The sequence below is a fragment of the Kitasatospora sp. NPDC058032 genome, from assembly GCF_042885845.1.
Taxonomy (GTDB): Bacteria; Actinomycetota; Actinomycetes; order Streptomycetales; family Streptomycetaceae; genus Kitasatospora.
Window position 1 is genome coordinate 32,630 of the sequence record NZ_JBHVRK010000022.1, and the last position, 14,910, is coordinate 47,539.

14 protein-coding genes are annotated in these 14,910 nt (G+C 72.4%); 8 read left to right on the forward strand and 6 right to left on the reverse strand.

The genetic code is table 11. The features are described 5' to 3' along the window. Positions 1-319: 319 nt before the first annotated feature. The 7 genes from ACFVUH_RS28765 to ACFVUH_RS28795 all read left to right on the forward strand — a co-directional run bounded on the left by ACFVUH_RS28765 (position 320) and on the right by ACFVUH_RS28795 (position 8,415). Entirely contained in the window at positions 320-1,120 is an 801-nt protein-coding gene (locus ACFVUH_RS28765) for an ABC transporter permease (protein WP_387916273.1), read from the forward strand. Next, positions 1,113-1,985 carry an ABC transporter permease gene (locus ACFVUH_RS28770; RefSeq protein ID WP_387916194.1) on the forward strand — a complete coding sequence of 291 codons (873 nt, stop codon included), beginning with the start codon at positions 1,113-1,115 and terminating at the stop codon, positions 1,983-1,985. The genes ACFVUH_RS28765 and ACFVUH_RS28770 overlap by 8 nt, the downstream gene beginning before the upstream one ends. A 31-nt stretch (positions 1,986-2,016) precedes the next feature. Beyond that, positions 2,017-2,976: an ATP-binding cassette domain-containing protein gene (locus ACFVUH_RS28775; RefSeq protein ID WP_355370602.1), complete on the forward strand. Its 960-nt coding sequence runs from the start codon at positions 2,017-2,019 to the stop codon at positions 2,974-2,976. 180 nt (positions 2,977-3,156) lie between these two features. Beyond that, positions 3,157-4,461 (forward strand): glycosyltransferase family 2 protein, encoded by a 1,305-nt coding sequence (locus ACFVUH_RS28780; RefSeq protein ID WP_387916196.1) that lies wholly within the window; start codon positions 3,157-3,159, stop codon positions 4,459-4,461. After that, positions 4,458-5,804, forward strand: coding sequence for a nucleotide sugar dehydrogenase (locus ACFVUH_RS28785; RefSeq protein WP_387916198.1), 1,347 nt, complete (start codon positions 4,458-4,460; stop codon positions 5,802-5,804). Before ACFVUH_RS28780 ends, ACFVUH_RS28785 begins: the two co-directional genes overlap by 4 nt. A 136-nt stretch (positions 5,805-5,940) precedes the next feature. After that, positions 5,941-7,236, forward strand: a complete 1,296-nt coding sequence (locus ACFVUH_RS28790) for a DUF445 domain-containing protein (RefSeq protein WP_387916199.1) — start codon at positions 5,941-5,943, stop codon at positions 7,234-7,236. Positions 7,237-7,362: 126 nt separating this feature from the next. Then, the gene (locus ACFVUH_RS28795) at positions 7,363-8,415 is read left to right on the forward strand and encodes an adenosine deaminase (protein WP_355370742.1); all 1,053 of its coding nucleotides are present in this window, start codon (positions 7,363-7,365) and stop codon (positions 8,413-8,415) included. A 286-nt stretch (positions 8,416-8,701) separates the two neighbouring features. Here the strand turns inward: ACFVUH_RS28795 and ACFVUH_RS28800 are convergent, their stop codons facing one another. Continuing rightward, entirely contained in the window at positions 8,702-9,448 is a 747-nt protein-coding gene (locus ACFVUH_RS28800; protein ID WP_355370595.1) for a TetR/AcrR family transcriptional regulator, read from the reverse strand. Positions 9,449-9,626: 178 nt separating this feature from the next. Between ACFVUH_RS28800 and ACFVUH_RS28805 the strand changes: the two genes are divergently transcribed. Then, positions 9,627-11,144 carry an MFS transporter gene (locus ACFVUH_RS28805; protein ID WP_387916201.1) on the forward strand — a complete coding sequence of 506 codons (1,518 nt, stop codon included), beginning with the start codon at positions 9,627-9,629 and terminating at the stop codon, positions 11,142-11,144. Positions 11,145-11,221: 77 nt separating this feature from the next. Here ACFVUH_RS28805 and ACFVUH_RS28810 read toward each other — a convergent pair whose 3' ends face one another. From ACFVUH_RS28810 to ACFVUH_RS28830, 5 genes are all read right to left on the reverse strand, one after another. Further along, entirely contained in the window at positions 11,222-11,884 is a 663-nt protein-coding gene (locus tag ACFVUH_RS28810) for a peptidase inhibitor family I36 protein (RefSeq protein WP_387916203.1), read from the reverse strand. A gap of 115 nt (positions 11,885-11,999) precedes the next feature. Next, a complete protein-coding gene (locus ACFVUH_RS28815) occupies positions 12,000-13,025 on the reverse strand; it encodes a CU044_5270 family protein (RefSeq protein WP_387916205.1) in 1,026 nt (341 codons plus the stop codon). Further along, positions 13,022-13,630, reverse strand: coding sequence for an RNA polymerase sigma factor (locus tag ACFVUH_RS28820; RefSeq protein ID WP_355370583.1), 609 nt, complete (start codon positions 13,628-13,630; stop codon positions 13,022-13,024). Before ACFVUH_RS28820 ends, ACFVUH_RS28815 begins: the two co-directional genes overlap by 4 nt. Before the next feature lie 86 nt (positions 13,631-13,716). Beyond that, on the reverse strand, positions 13,717-13,902 hold the full coding sequence (locus ACFVUH_RS28825; protein WP_387916206.1) for a DUF397 domain-containing protein: 186 nt from the start codon (positions 13,900-13,902) through the stop codon (positions 13,717-13,719). Positions 13,903-13,910: 8 nt separating this feature from the next. Continuing rightward, complete coding sequence (locus ACFVUH_RS28830; RefSeq protein WP_387916208.1) at positions 13,911-14,756, reverse strand: helix-turn-helix domain-containing protein; 846 nt, start codon at positions 14,754-14,756, stop codon at positions 13,911-13,913. Positions 14,757-14,910 lie beyond the last annotated feature (154 nt).

Here is a 14,910-nt window from a genome sequence, read left to right on the forward strand (position 1 = left end):
GACCGAGGATCAGGGGTCGGGGCGACTCCGTCCGGGTGGTGGGAAAACCGGGTGCGCGAGGGATCTCGCCGCAGTACGGTGAAAGGTGCAAACCAGATAGCGCAGCCACTTCGGGCCGAGGCCCGCTTCGAGCTCCGCCCACCGTCCCGGCCCCCCGGGAAGGCGGTCGGAGCCGCTCCGGCATGCGCTGCTGCGCGGACAGGGGTCTCCCTGTACCGCCATTTGTCGATAAGGAGACAATATGCAGAGGCTTGGGCCTACGCAGGCCGAGCTCCGTCCCCCCGATCGCGACGGAGCTCCAGGCGGCGCGCGGGCCGCCCTGCTCCTGTACGCCGCCGTCGTCCGCGGCGCCTTCCGCCGCTTCTCCACCTACCGGGCCGCCACCCTGGCCGGCGCCTTCACCAACACCGTCTTCGGCTTCATCCTCGCCTACACCTACCTCGCCCTCTGGCACGCCCGCCCAGGCCTCGGCGGCTACGACGAGGCCGCCGCCGTCACCTACATCTGGGTCAGCCAGGCCCTGCTGGCCACCGTCGCCGTCATGGGCGGCGGTTTCCAGGACGACGTCCAGGAGCGCTTCCGCAGCGGCGACATCGCCATCGACCTCTACCGCCCGGTGGACTTCCAGGGCTGGTGGCTGGCCACCGACCTCGGCCGGGCCGGCTTCGAACTGCTCGCCCGGGGCGTGCCGCCGACGCTCGCCGGCGCGCTGGTCTTCCACACCCGGATGCCCGAACACCCGCTGACCTGGGCGGCGTTCCTGCTCGCCACGCTGCTCGCGGTGGTGGTCAGCTTCGGGCTGCGCTTCCTCGTCTCACTCACCGGCTTCTGGCTGCACGACTCGGAGGGCGTGCAGTCGGTGCTGATGGTGGTGTCGCTGTTCTTCTCCGGGATGCTGCTGCCGCTCGCGCTCTTCCCCGGCTTGCTCGGCACCGTCGCCCCGCTGCTGCCCTGGGCGGCCCTGATCAAGGTGCCCACCGACGTCTTCCTGGAGCGCGTCACCGGCACCCAACTGCTCGGCGCGCTGGGCTTCCAGCTCGCCTGGGCCGTGGTGCTGCTCGCGGCCGGCCGGCTGGTCCAGCTGCTGGCGACCCGCAAGGTGGTGGTCCAGGGTGGCTGACCAGGCCGTCATGACCCGTGAGCCGCTGCCCGGCACCGCCCGTGAGCCGCTGACCGCCCGCACGGCCTGGGCGCTGCGCTCCTGGTGGCTCGTCGCCGGCATGTGGACCAGGGCGATCATGTCCTACCGGGCCTCGTTCGTGATGATGCTCGGTGCCAACCTCGTGGTCACCTTCCTCGACTTCCTGGTGATCATCCTGATGTTCCGCCACACCGACAGCCTCGGCGGCTGGAACCTGTCCGAACTCGGCTTCCTCTACGCCACCTCGGCCCTCGCCCTCGGCCTGGCCAACCTCTTCGTCGGCTCCATCGACGCCCTCGGCGAGCGGATCCGCACCGGCACGCTCGACGTCATGCTGGTCCGGCCCGCACCCGCGCTCGCCCAGCTCTGCGCCGAACGGTTCTCGCTGCGCCGGCTCGGCCGGCCCCTCCAGGCGGCGGCCGTGCTGGCCTGGGCACTGGCCGCGCTGGACACCCACTGGACCTGGGACCGGGTGCTGCTGGTCCCCGTGCTGGTGGTCTGCGGCACCCTGATCTTCAGCGCGGTCTTCATCGGCTTCGCCAGCCTCCAGTTCTGGTGGGGCGAGGCCAGGGAACTGCAGAACTCCTTCACCTACGGCGGCGCCACCCTGCTGCACTACCCGCCGACCGTCTTCGCCAAGGAACTGGTCGCAGGCACGGTCTTCGGCGTGCCGCTGGCCTTCGTCAACTGGCTTCCCGCGCTGCGGATCCTGGACAAGCCCGACCCGCTGGGCCTGCCCACCGCCTTCCAGTTCGCCTCGCCCCTGGCCGCCGTCCTCTCGCTGGCCGCGGCCGGCCTCGTCTGGCGGATCGGACTGCGCGCCTACCGCGGCGCCGGCGGCTGACCTCCTCCACCTCCTCGACCTGGGAACCACCATGACACTGATCGAACTCGACGACGTCCGCCGCACCTTCACCGTCCGCGCCAAGGCCGGCCGGCTGAAGCGGGAGAAGCGCGAGGTGCGCGCCGTCGACGGACTGACCTTCACCGTCCGGGCCGGCGAGTGCGTCGGCTACATCGGCCCCAACGGCGCCGGCAAGTCCACCACCATCAAGATGCTGACCGGCATCCTCGTCCCCACCGCCGGCCGGCTGCGCGTCGCCGGCGTCGACCCGGCCCGTGAACGGGTCGCGCTGGCCCGCCGGATCGGCGTCGTCTTCGGCCAGCGCACCACCCTCTGGTGGGACCTCCCGCTGCGCGACTCCTACGAACTCGCCCGCCGGCTCTACCGGATCCCCGAGCACCGATATCGCGTCAACCTGGAACGCTGCGTCGAACTGCTCGACCTCGGCGCGCTGCTCGACACGCCCGTGCGCCAGCTCTCGCTCGGCCAGCGGATGCGCGGCGACCTCGCCGCCGCCCTGCTGCACGACCCCGCTGTGCTCTACCTGGACGAGCCGACCATCGGCCTGGACGTGGTCAGCAAGGGCAAGGTGCGCGACTTCCTGCGCGAGGTCAACCGCGAGCGCGGCACCACCGTGCTGCTCACCACGCACGACCTCACGGACATCGAGCAGCTCTGCGACCGGGTCATGGTGATCGACCACGGCCGGGTCGTCTACGACGGCGGTCTCGACGGCCTGCACGCGGTCGGCGACAGCGAACGGACCCTGGTCGTCGACCTGGCCGAGGCCGCCCCGCCGATCGAGGTGCCCGGCGCCCGGGTGGTCCGGGTCGAGGGCCCGCGCCAGTGGCTGGCCTTCCCCGCCCAGCAGAGCGCCGCCCCGCTGGTGGCGGCCGTCGCCGCCCGCTACCCGCTGGTCGACCTCTCGGTGCGCGAGCCCGCCATCGAGGACGTGATCGCCCGGATGTACGCGGAGGCCGCCATCGGCTGAGCGTTCGACCGGGGAGCGGGTGTCCGGTGTCGCTCGCTCGTGCGGGTGGCGGACGTGACCCCGTGCCACGCCGCCTAGTTGACCGTTTCATCGCCCGGCGCCGGGCCGCCCGTCCCGTTCCACGGGCGGCCCGGCGCCGGGCACCGTCCTGGCGACCCGCGCACCGGAGGGCAGCGCCCGATGACCCCACCCGACGTGACCGTGGTGATCGCGGTCTACAACACCCTGCCGTACCTGACCGCCTGCCTGGACTCGCTGGTCCGGCAGAGCATCGGGCCCGCGCGCATGGAGGTGGTCGCGGTCGACGACGGCTCCACGGACGGCGGCGGCGAGCTGCTCGACGCCTACGCGGACCGGCACCCCGGGCTGTTCACGGTGGTCCACCAGGCCAACTCCGGCGGCCCGGCCGCCCCGACCAACCGCGGCCTGGCGCTGGCCCGCGGCCGGTACGTGTTCTTCCTCGGCGCCGACGACTGGCTCGGCGACGAGGCACTGGAACGGATGGTGACCGCCGCCGACGCCTGGGAGTCGGACGTGCTGATCCCCAAGCAGGTCGGGGTGAACGGGCGGCTGGTCCCGCAGGGCATCTTCGACGCCACCCGCGCCTCGGTCGGCTTCGAGGACTCGGCCCTCGCCTGGGCGCTCGCCGACACCAAGCTGTTCCGGCTGGACCTCGTCCGGCGGCACAACCTGGCCCGCAAGGAGGAGCTCAAGGTCTACTCCGACCAGCCCTTCACCCTCGCCGCCTGCCTGCGGGCCCGCCGGATCTCGGTGCTCGCCGACGACGACCACTACTTCCTGGTGCTGCGCGAGGACCGCGGCAACGTCACCCAGCGGGCCGGGGCGCTGGACCGGATCCGGGGCGTCGCGGCGGTGCAGTGGGTGGCCGCCGAACTCGCCGCGCCCGGAGGGCAGCTGGACGCGATCAGGGCGCGGCACTTCGGCTGGGAGGTGCCTCAGCTGCTCGGGGAGGACTTCCTGGCGCTGGACGCGGGACTGCGCGAGGAGGTCTGCGCGGGCGTCGGTGAACTCGTCCGGCGGTTCGCCGCCCACGAGGTGTACCACCGGCTCGCCCCGGCGGACCGGATCCGACTGGAGCTGGCCGCCCGCGGGGAGTACGGCGCGCTGTGCGAGCTGATCGCGTACGAGGCGGAGCACGGCGCGCCGCCGGTGGTGACCGAGGACGGGGCGGACGGGGTGCGGCGCCGGTACGCGGGCTACCCGGCCTTCCGGGGCGGCGCGCCGGGAGCGGCGGACGCGCTGTTCCTGCTGGGGGAGGAGGCACTCGTGGCACCCGAGCCGTCCGACGAGGCGGCCGGCCCCCCGGGGGAACCGGCCGCGCCGCCGCCCACGCTGGTGCAGCAGCTGTGGCGCGGCGCGGTGCCCGTCCGGGTGCGCCGGCGGCTGCGCCGCCACCCGGCCTGGCGCCGGCTGGCGAACGCGGTGGCCCGGTCCGGTTCCGCCGCGAACGGGGGCGGCCGGTGACCCCGCTCGACATCCGGCCGCCCGCCGGCCGGCCGCTCGACGTCTGCGTGGTGGGCCTCGGCAAGCTCGGCCTGCCGCTCGCCGTCCAGTTCGCCGCCAAGGGCCACCGGGTGACCGGCGCCGACCTCGCCCCGCCGGTCGTCGAGGCCGTCAACCAGGGCCGGCCGCCGTTCCCCCGGGAGGCCGGCCTGGACGAGGCGCTCGAGCGGGTGGTCGCCGAGGGACGGCTGCGCGCCACCACCGACACCGCGGCGGCCGTCGCCGGCGCCGAGGCCGTCGTCCTGGTCGTTCCGCTGGTCACCGCCGCCGACGGCGCCCCCGACTTCGCCCTGCTCGACGCCGCCACCGACGCCGTCGCGGCCGGACTGCGCCGGGGCACGCTGGTCAGCTACGAGACCACCCTGCCGGTCGGCGTCACCCGGGGCCGCTGGGCGCCGCGGCTGGCGGCCGGCTCGGGGCTCACCCCCGGCCGGGACTTCGCGCTGGTCTTCAGCCCGGAGCGGGTCCGCACCGGCCGGGTCTTCGCCGACCTGCGCCGCTACCCCAAGCTGGTCGGCGGGACCGACCCGGCCGCCACCCGGCGCGGCGCCGCGTTCTACCGGGCGGTGCTGGACTTCGACCCGCGTCCGGACCTGGACGCCCTCGGCCGGCCGAACGGCGTCTGGGAGCTGGAGTCCGCCGAGGCCGCCGAGTTCGCCAAGCTCGCCGAGACCACCTACCGGGACGTCAACATCGCGCTGGCCAACCAGTTCGCCCGGTACGCGGACCGGATCGGGGTGGACTTCGCGGCGGTCGCGGACGCCTGCAACTCGCAGCCGTTCAGCCATCTGCATCGGCCGGGCATCGCGGTCGGCGGCCACTGCATCCCGGTCTACCCGCGGCTCTACCTGTGGAACGACCCCTCGGCGACGGTGGTCGGCGCGGCGCGGGCGGCCAACCTGGAGATGCCGGCGTACGCGGTCGGGGTGCTGGCCGGCGCCCTGGACGGCGGGCTCGCCGGGCAGGGCGTGCTGGTGCTCGGGGCCGCCTACCGGGGCGGGGTCAAGGAGACCGCGTACTCGGGGGTGTTCCCGCTGGTCGAGGCGGTGCGCGCGGCCGGGGCCCGGCCGTACGTGGCCGATCCGCTGTACCCGGCGGCGGAGCTGACGGCGCTGGGCCTGCCCCCGTACGGCGGCGAGCCGGTGGTGGCGGCGGTACTCCAGGCGGACCACCCGGAGTACCGGGAGCTGGCCCCGGCCGACCTGCCGGGCGTCCGGGTGCTGCTGGACGGCCGGCGGTGCACCGATCCGGCCCGCTGGGCGGGCGTGGCCGGGGTGCGCCGGATCGTGCTCGGGGGCGCGTGACGCCGCGTCTGCGCTGACCTCCGCGCTGGCCTTCTCGGGGTCGGGAGGGCCGCACGCCGGCGGGCGCGGCACCGGAGGGGCACACGGCACCCGGGCGCGCCGTCCGTTCGCGCCGGGCAGCGGGCAGACTGACGGGGTGAGCGACGAAGCCTTCAGCGGGACCGGCCCCGGAATGCGGTTCACCGCGGCCGACGAGGAGAAGAGACGCGGCGTGCGCCGGATGAAGACCATCGCGACGGGCCTGCTGGCCCTCGCGACCCTGGTCTTCGCCCTGGCCACCTGGGCGAAGGCGGCCGGCGCCGGCGCCTGGGCGGGCTATCTGGCCGCCGCCGCCGAGGCCGGCATGGTCGGCGCGCTGGCCGACTGGTTCGCGGTGACGGCGCTGTTCCGCCGCCCCTTCGGCCTCCCCATTCCGCACACCGCGATCATCCCGACCAAGAAGGACGCCTTCGGCCGCTCGCTCGGCGACTTCGTCGGCGAGAACTTCCTCTCCGGACACGTGGTGCGCGGCCGGCTCGCCGCGCTCGGCATCGCCCGGCGGCTCGGCGAGTGGCTGGCCGCGCCCGGCAGCGCCGAGCGGGTCACCAAGGAGGCCTCGGCGGCGCTGCGCGGGGTGCTCGCCGTGCTGCGCGACGACGACGTGCAGGCGGTCGTCGCCGAGGCGGTCACCCGCCGCGCCGCCGCCACCTCGGTCGCCGAGCCGGCCGGCCGGATGCTCGGCAAGGTGGTCGCGGACGGCGGCCACCACGGGGTGGTCGACCTCATCGCGGTCCGGGCGCACGACTGGCTCACCGACAACCACGCCGAGGTGGTCGAGCGGGTCACCCAGAAGACCCCGGGCTGGACCCCGAAGTTCATCGACCACCAGGTCGGCGAGCGGGTCTACAAGGAGCTGATGCGCTTCGTCACCGACATCCGGGACGACCAGCAGCACCCGGCGCGCGGCGCGATCGACAAGTTCCTCGCCGACTTCGCCACCGAGCTGCAGACCGACCCGGAGACCATCGCCCGGGTCGAGCGGGCCAAGGGCGAACTGCTCGCCCGGCCCGAGGTGCAGGACCTCATCGCCTCCACCTGGGCCGCCGTCCGCTCGCTGGTGCTGAACGCCGCGGAGGACGAGGAGAGCGAGCTGCGCCGGCGCATCCGCGAGGGCGTGCGCAGCTTCGGCACGCGCCTGGCCACCGATCCGAAGCTCCAGGCCAAGGTGGACGGCTGGCTCCAGGACGCCGCCCAGTACCTGGTCGACACCTACCGGGCCGAGATCACCTCGCTGATCTCCGAGACCGTGGCGGGCTGGGACGCCGAGGACGCCTCGCGCAAGATCGAGGCCAACGTCGGGCGGGACCTCCAGTTCATCCGGATCAACGGCACGGTCGTCGGCGCGCTGGCCGGGCTGCTGATCCACACCGTGGCGGTCGCGCTCGGCGGCTGAGCCCGGGCTGCTTATCCTTTCCTGCACCACCAGAAAACGCGCGTAGAGCCTCAGTCTCAGAGAAGAAGGGCACCCACCGTGGTCCAGCCGGACGGAAGTCGGATCGGAACCCCCAGCGCAGACGCCCTGGCAGCCCCCGCGGCCCCCGCGGACCGCTCCATCGAGGCGTTCATCGCCGCGATGCCCAAGGCGGAACTGCACGTCCACCACGTCGGATCGGCCTCGCCGCGCGTGGTCGCCGAGCTGGCCGCCCGCCACCGGGGCCGGGCCAAGGTGCCCGCCGACCCGCAGGCCCTCGCCGAGTACTTCACCTTCACCGACTTCGCGCACTTCATCGAGGTCTACCTGAGCGTGGTGGACCTGATCCGCGACGCCGAGGACGTCCGCGCCCTGACCTACGGCGTCGCCGAGGACATGGCCCGGCAGAACATCCGCTACGCGGAGCTGACCGTCACCCCCTACTCCTCGGTCAGCCGGGGCATCCCCGACGTCGCCTTCATGGAGGCCATCGAGGACGCCCGGGTGCGCGCCGAGAAGGACCTCGGGGTGGTGCTCCGCTGGTGCTTCGACATCCCCGGCGAGGCCGGCCTGGCCGCCGCCGAGGAGACCGCCCGGCTCGCCGTCGACCTCGCCCCCGAGGGCCTGGTCAGCTTCGGCCTCGGCGGCCCGGAGATCGGCGTCCCGCGCCCGCAGTTCAAGCCGTACTTCGACCGGGCGCGCGCGGCCGGCCTGCGCAGCGTTCCGCACGCGGGCGAGACCACCGGGCCGGAGACGGTCTGGGACGCGCTGCGCGTGCTCGGCGCCGAGCGCATCGGCCACGGCACCCAGGCGGTCGCCGACCCGGCGCTGCTCGACCACCTGGGCGAGCACCGGATCCCGCTGGAGGTCTGCCCGACCTCCAACATCGCCACCCGCGCGGTGGAGCGGATCGAGGACCACCCGATCAAGCGGATGGTCGACGCCGGGCTCGTGGTGACCGTCAACAGCGACGACCCGCCGATGTTCGGCACCGACCTCAACACCGAGTACGCGGTGGCGGCCCGGCTGCTCGGCCTGGACGAGGCCGGGGTGGCCGCGCTGGCGAAGAACGCGGTGGAGGCGTCCTTCCTCGATGTGTCGGGCAAGGCCCGGCTGGCGGGCGAGATCGACGCCCATCTGACGCGGTGGCGTCAGGGCTGACCTGCGGTTTTCCGCTCCTTCGGGCCCCGTCGGCAAGTGCCGGCGGGGCCTTCGGCGTGCTGCGGGCGCCACGTGTGCACTGAATGGCACCACTTGATGGTGCCAAAAAGTCTCGACATGGCACCACTGGTGTGCCATGCTCTGGCCATGGATCTCACGCCGTACGTCGACAACCTTCGCCATGAGCTCGCGGTCACTGCGGGCGCAGCTGGTGCCGCTGGTGGTGCCGGTGGTGCCATCTGTGGTGTCACGGCGGTGTCGGCCGGGGCTTCGCGGGCTGGGGCCGCTAGGAGTTGGGCTGCCGGCCGGGCAGGCGGAGCGCCAGTCCGTCGAGGATGACGTTCAGGCCGTAGTCGAACTTCGCGTTCCGCAGGGTGGCCGGGTCGGTGGCGGCGACGGCGTCGGCCGCGGCGTCGGCGAAGGCCTCGGCGAGGAACTCGTGCCCGGCCACCGCCTCCTGGGCGGCGGGCATCAGCCCGGCGATGAACTCGGCCTCGGTCCGGCCGCTGCGCATCACCGTGGTCAGGAAGGCGGCCTCCGTGGTGCTCATCCCGAGGACGTAGGAGAGCACGGTCTCGATGGCCCGGGACGGCTCCGGGAAGCCGACGGCGGAGAACAGTGCGGCCATCCGCTCGGAGACGGCGACCAGGTTGGGCCCCAGGTAGACGAGTCCGGCCTGGCCGATGACGGACCCCAGCCAGCGGTGGCGCAGCGTGGTGGTCCGGAAGGCCTGGCAGGTCGCGGTGACGTCGGCCCGCCAGTCGGCGGCGCCCGGGTCCGGGACGGGGATCTCGCCGAAGACCTCGTCCAGTGCGAGTTCGATCAGCTCGTCCTTGGTGGCGACGTGCCGGTAGAGGGAGGTCGCGCCGGCGTTGAGGCGGGCGCCGAGCTTGCGCATCGAGAGCGCCTCGACCCCGTCGGCGTCGAGCACGGCGATCGCCTCGCGGACGATCGCGTCCCGGCTGAGCGCGGGCTGTTCGGGCGCGCGCTGCGGGCGGGCCCACACGGAAGGGATCGGGTTCTTGGCGGCCATCGGCCGGTCCTCCTTCGGGGGATCGGTGCAGGGAAATCAACGCGTACACCGTTCGCGGGAAGCGTACAGGAATCGCTGTTGCGCACACTGTTCCGCGCTGCGTACAGTGTGCGCATCGACGGAACATCGTACGCAGCAGCGTCGAATCGCAGAGTCGTACTTCGGAGGGGAAGCAATCATGGAAGGCCGTAACCCGCGGCGCTGGTGGATCCTGATCGTGCTGTGCCTCAGCACGCTCGTCCTGGTGGTCGACAGCATGGCGCTGACCGTGGCGGTGCCGTCGATGACCGAGGACCTGAAGGCCACCGCGCAGGACACCCAGTGGATCCTCGACTCCTACATCCTGGTCTTCGCCGGGCTGCTGCTGACCTCCGGGAGCCTCGGCGACCGGTTCGGCCGGCGGAAGGTCATGATCATCGGTCTGCTGCTCTTTGGGGCGGCCTCGCTGGCGGCGACGCTCTGCACCAACCCCGGTGAGGTCATCGCGAGCCGGGTGGCGATGGGCGTCGGCGGGGCGCTGATCATGCCCTCGACCCTGTCGATCCTCATCACCGTCTTCGAGGAGGACGAGCGCGGCAAGGCGATGGCGGCCTGGGGGTCGGTCTCGATGCTCGGCCTGGTCGGCAGCCCGGTGCTCGGCGGTGTGCTGATCGACCACTTCTCCTGGCACTCGATCTTCTTCATCAACGTGCCGGTGGTGGTGCTGGCGATCACCGCCGCCCTGGTCCTGATGCCCGAGTCCCGGGGCCCGTGGCAGAAGCCCGACCCGCTGGGCGCGGTCCTCTCGGCGGTCGGCATGACCGCGCTGATCTGGTGGATCATCGAGATCCCGAAGCACGGCGCGTTCGGCGGCACCTCGCTGGTCTCCCTGGTGGTCGCGGTGGTGGCGCTCGGCGGCTTCGTGGTCTGGCAGAACGTGGTGGCGGAGCCGATGGTCCCGCTGGCCCTCTTCCGCAAGCGCAACTTCAGCGGCGGCTCGCTCTCGCTGACCCTGGTCCAGATCGGCAACGGCGGCCTGCTGCTGGTGCTCACCCAGTACCTGCAGTTCGTGCTGGACTACTCGCCGGTCAAGGCGGGCCTGGCCTTCGTGCCGATGGCGGTCGCCGCGCTGATCGGCAACGGCGCGGGCGCCGGCCTGACCGCGAAGGTCGGCTTCCGGCCGCTGGTCCTGGTCGGCATGGCGATGATGGCCGGCTCGTTCGTCCTGCTCAGCACGGTCGACGCGGACACCGGCTTCACCGTCCCGGCGGTGGCGCTGGCCCTGCTCGGCCTGGGCGCCGGCCTCGCGATGCCGGCGGCGGTCGGCGCGCTGATGGGGGAGATCCCGCCGGAGAAGGCGGGCGTCGGTTCGGCGCTGAACGACACCATCCAGCAGGCGGGCACCGCGCTCGGCATCGCGATCCTCGGCTCGCTGCTGGCGAGCGGCTACGCGGACAAGATGCCGGCGGGCACCTCCGAGCAGGCCTCGCAGTCGATCGTCGGCGCACTGGCCGAGGCCGGGGCCAGGAACGACCCGGGCCTCGCCCACGCGGCCCGGGAGGCGTTCACCTCGGCGATGTCCACCACCCTGACGGTGAGCGCGGCGGGCGTCCTCGCGGCGGCGCTGCTGGCGGCGGTGGTACTGCGGAACAAGAAGACGGGCGCCGCGGAGGCCCCCGAGGCGCCGAAGGAGGACGTCGCCGAGTTGGCGGTGTGACGCGGGGAGGGCGAACGCGACGAAGGCCGGTACCCCGGGGAGAGGGGGCCGGCCTTCGGGCGTCGCCGGGGGAGGGGCTACAGGACGACGTAGTCCACCTTGTCGTTCCAGGTGCCGCCGTACGGGTAGGAAAGGGGTCCGAGGTCGTAGCAGGAGCCGTTGCCCACGTAGAACGAGGGGTCCGGCTGCAGGGTGCGCTCGTCGTAGATCGTCATGCCGCCGGAGCGGAACGCGCAGGCGGCGCTGGCCTGGTCGCGGAACGACCAGTCGGAGAGGTACTTGGTGCCCGGCTGCGACCAGCGCAGCAGGACGCCGGTGTAGGTGGAGTGCTCCCAGAGGCAGGCGTAGCCGGAGCCGCACTCCGATGGCGAGGCCGGCGACAGGACGACGCCGGCGGCCGGGGCCGGTGCGGCCTCGGCGGCCTGGGCGAGCACCGGGTCGATGGTGGCGATGGCCCGGTCGGCCTCGGCGACGCTGTCGTGGCAGTAGACGGCACCGCTCGTCACCTCGGTGCAGACGCGCGCACCGTCCCACCCCTTGGCCAGGTCGATCTTCCGGCCCTTGTAGGTGGCGATCACCGGCTTGGACGGTGTTGCCTTCGCCGGACCGGCGGACTGCTGGGCGTCGGCGGACGTGACCGCCGGCGCGGACGGCACGGGTGCCGCCGTGGCCGCCGGTGCCGCCAGCGCGAGCGCGCCGGCGGCCGCGGTGACGACGGCGAGCATGCGGGAGGAACGCACGGTCAACTTCTCCCCTGATGAGTCGTGGCAGGACTGTGCTGCCACGACCCAACGCCCGATCGGCCGTTCGCACAATAGTTCCGACGAGGACCGGACAATGGCTGGCCGAAATGGCTCAATGGCTTGATTCCGCAGCCACCGCGGGAGCTGCCTCGCCGAGGGCGCCGACGATGCACTGGGCGAGCACGGCGGTGGAGTCCACCTCGTCACCGGCGTTGCCCCACACTCCGTCCCGGATCAGGACGGTGCGGGTGCCGAGCAGCCCCAGGGTCGCGGGGTCGAAGATCCACTCGAAGCGCCGGCCGTCGTTCACCCGGGCCACGGCCACCCCGTGCCGGCCGGTGGCGTCGACCGAGTCGTCGACGGTCACCACTCCGGGGATGCGGGCGGCGGCGCGGTAGAGCGCGGAGCTCACCTGGGGCGGGGCGACCACGTCGCGCAGGAGGTCACCGATGGTGATGAAGGCCTCGTGGTCCGCCCCGGTGCTCGACGCCGAGCCGGAGCCGTGGTTCAGTCCGGCGTCGGCGTAGATCTGCTTCAGCAGGGCGTCGGGGTCGGTCGGCATGGCGGACAGCAGGCGGTAGGTGCGGGAGCCCATCGAGCCGGTGGTGTAGGGGAGCTGGGTCTCGGCGCCGTTGCGGCGTTCGAGACCGGTCCGAGTTCCGTCCACCGAGGTCCAGCGCTCGGTGTGGGTGGTGAGGTCGGCGCGCGCCATGCTGCCGTCGGGGGCCTCGGTGAGGCTGCGGCTGTGGGAGACCGTCCGGAGGTACGTGAACTGGTCGTCCTGGGCGAGGGGTTGGGGCTGGGCGTAGGCGACCCTGGCGATCCGGTCGAGGAGTTCGACGGACGCGGCGGTGGCGGGCGGCGAGGGGGACCGCGAGGTGGTGGTGTCGGGGGCGAGGGCGGCGGCGGTGATGGCGGCGGCGGTGGCGACGGCGGTCACGACGACCAGGCTGCGCCAGCGGGCGGTGAGGGCGGAGAAGGGGCGGGGGCGGCCGAACTCGGCGAGCAGGACGTCACGGCGGGCGGCCAGGTGCGAGGGGGAGGGTTCCGGGTGGGGCGGCGGGGGGAGCAGCCGGGCGAGTTCACGGCGCTCGCTGTGTTCGTTCCACTCGGAGTGGTTGGTGCGCGTGTTGCTCATGGCCGCCTTTCCTGGTGGTGGCCCACGGACTGATGGCTGATGGCGAGGCCGGCCCTCCGGCGTGGTGCGGGGGGATCCTCGGCGTCGACGATCCGGCGGAGCTTGTCCCGGACCCGTGAGAGCCGGGAGCGGACGGTTCCGACGGGTATGCCGAGTGCCCGGGCGGTCTCGGCGTAACCGAGGCCGGCCCAGACGACGAGGGTGAAGACCTCGCGGTCCGGGCCGCCGAGCTGGTCGAGTGCCCGGACGGCGGCGGCGGCCGTGTTGGCGTCGGTGATCCGGCTGACGACCTCGTCGGCGAAGTCGGGGATCGGGTCGCGGCGGGGGAGCCGGGACATGGCGTCGCGGTGCCGGCGGGCGGTGCGGGCGGTGTTGCGGAGCACGTTGGTGGCGATGGCCAGCAGCCAGGCGCGGGGGTGGAGGACTTCGTCGCGGAGCTTCCGTCGGAGCCGCCAGGCTTCGAGGAAGGTGAGGGAGACGATGTCGTCCGCGAGGTCGCGGTCCCCGGTGGATCTGTACGCGTGCGCGAAGACCGTGCGAGCGTGCTGATCGTAGAGCTCGGCGAACAGCTGGCGCTCGCCGGCCTGCGTCTGCTTACTGGACAAGGAGAACTCCACGCAGATCTGGTGTCCGCAGGACGGAGGCGGTTCCAGGGAAGTTTGAGGAAGTTGGGAGGAAGAGAAGGAGGGGGTCAGACGTCGAACTCCCCGTTGCGGACCCCGGAGAGGAGGTCGCGCCACTCCGAGAGGGTCAGCCGGGCTATGGCGGACGGCTGAAGACTGCTGCGGAGGTAGACGGCGTCGTCGGCTATGGCCACCTCCGGGCAGTTGTTGCCGTCACCGCAGAGGCTGGGCCGCTGCCAAGGGAGTTCTTCCACTGGTCTCCTCACAGGTCCTTCAGGATGTCGGAGATGAAATCACACGACTCGGTCGGGCCGAGAGCGCGCTCCCGCATCGCACCGATGATGTTCCGATAGTTCTCAAGTTGGTTCACCTCGGTCAAAAATGCGGGTGCTCCTACGGAGTCCAGTTGGACGGTGTCGAGGCGAGTTACAGGGCCATGCGCGTACATGACGGCCTGGCCTGCGCCCTTGAAGCCGCCTGATCGAAACTCCAGAACTCGCAAGGTGATGTTGGGCTGCTCGGCCAGAGCCAGTATGTGCTTGAGCTGTGCTCTTGCCACGCGGGATCCGCCGAACTCCATCCGCAGCGCAGCCTCGTGCACGATCGCCTCATAGGCGATCGGATTGCTGCGGGACAGGATCTCGGAGCGGCGAACGCGATTCTCCACCCGCGCTTCGACGTTCAGTGGTCTCAACGGCGGATAGACCTCACGGAATATCTCCCTTGCCGTGTCCTCGGTCTGCATCAGCCCTGGTACGTGGCAGATCTGGTAGGTCGCGAGGCCGTGTGCGTGGTGTTCTACCTCGGAGATCTCAAGTATCCCCGCAGGGACCAGCCCTCTGTGCTCCTCCCACCAGCCCTTCGACTTGTCAGAGGCCATCGCTGCGACCTCGTCGACGTACGCGGCGTCGCCCTCCTCGTACTCGTCGGCGAGAGCGATCACCCGCTCGGCGCTGATCGGATAGGTGCCCTGCTCGATCAGTGTGACCTTGCTTCGATCCACGCCGAGAACGGCGGCAGCCTGTCCGGCTGTGCGGCCGGCGGCTTCGCGCATCTTTCGAAGCTCGATGCCGACCCGCTTGCGGCGTGCTGTTGGGGTAGGTGGCATGAGCCAAGCATCCACTGCTGCTACTGCGCCAGTCCAACTGGATATAGGCACATCTTCTTCAGGCAGCTGGCAAATTTGCCGTCGACTGCCCTACAGTCTGTGATGCACCGCTCACCGGACGGATTGTCATCAACGTCCCTCACACGGGCAGTTG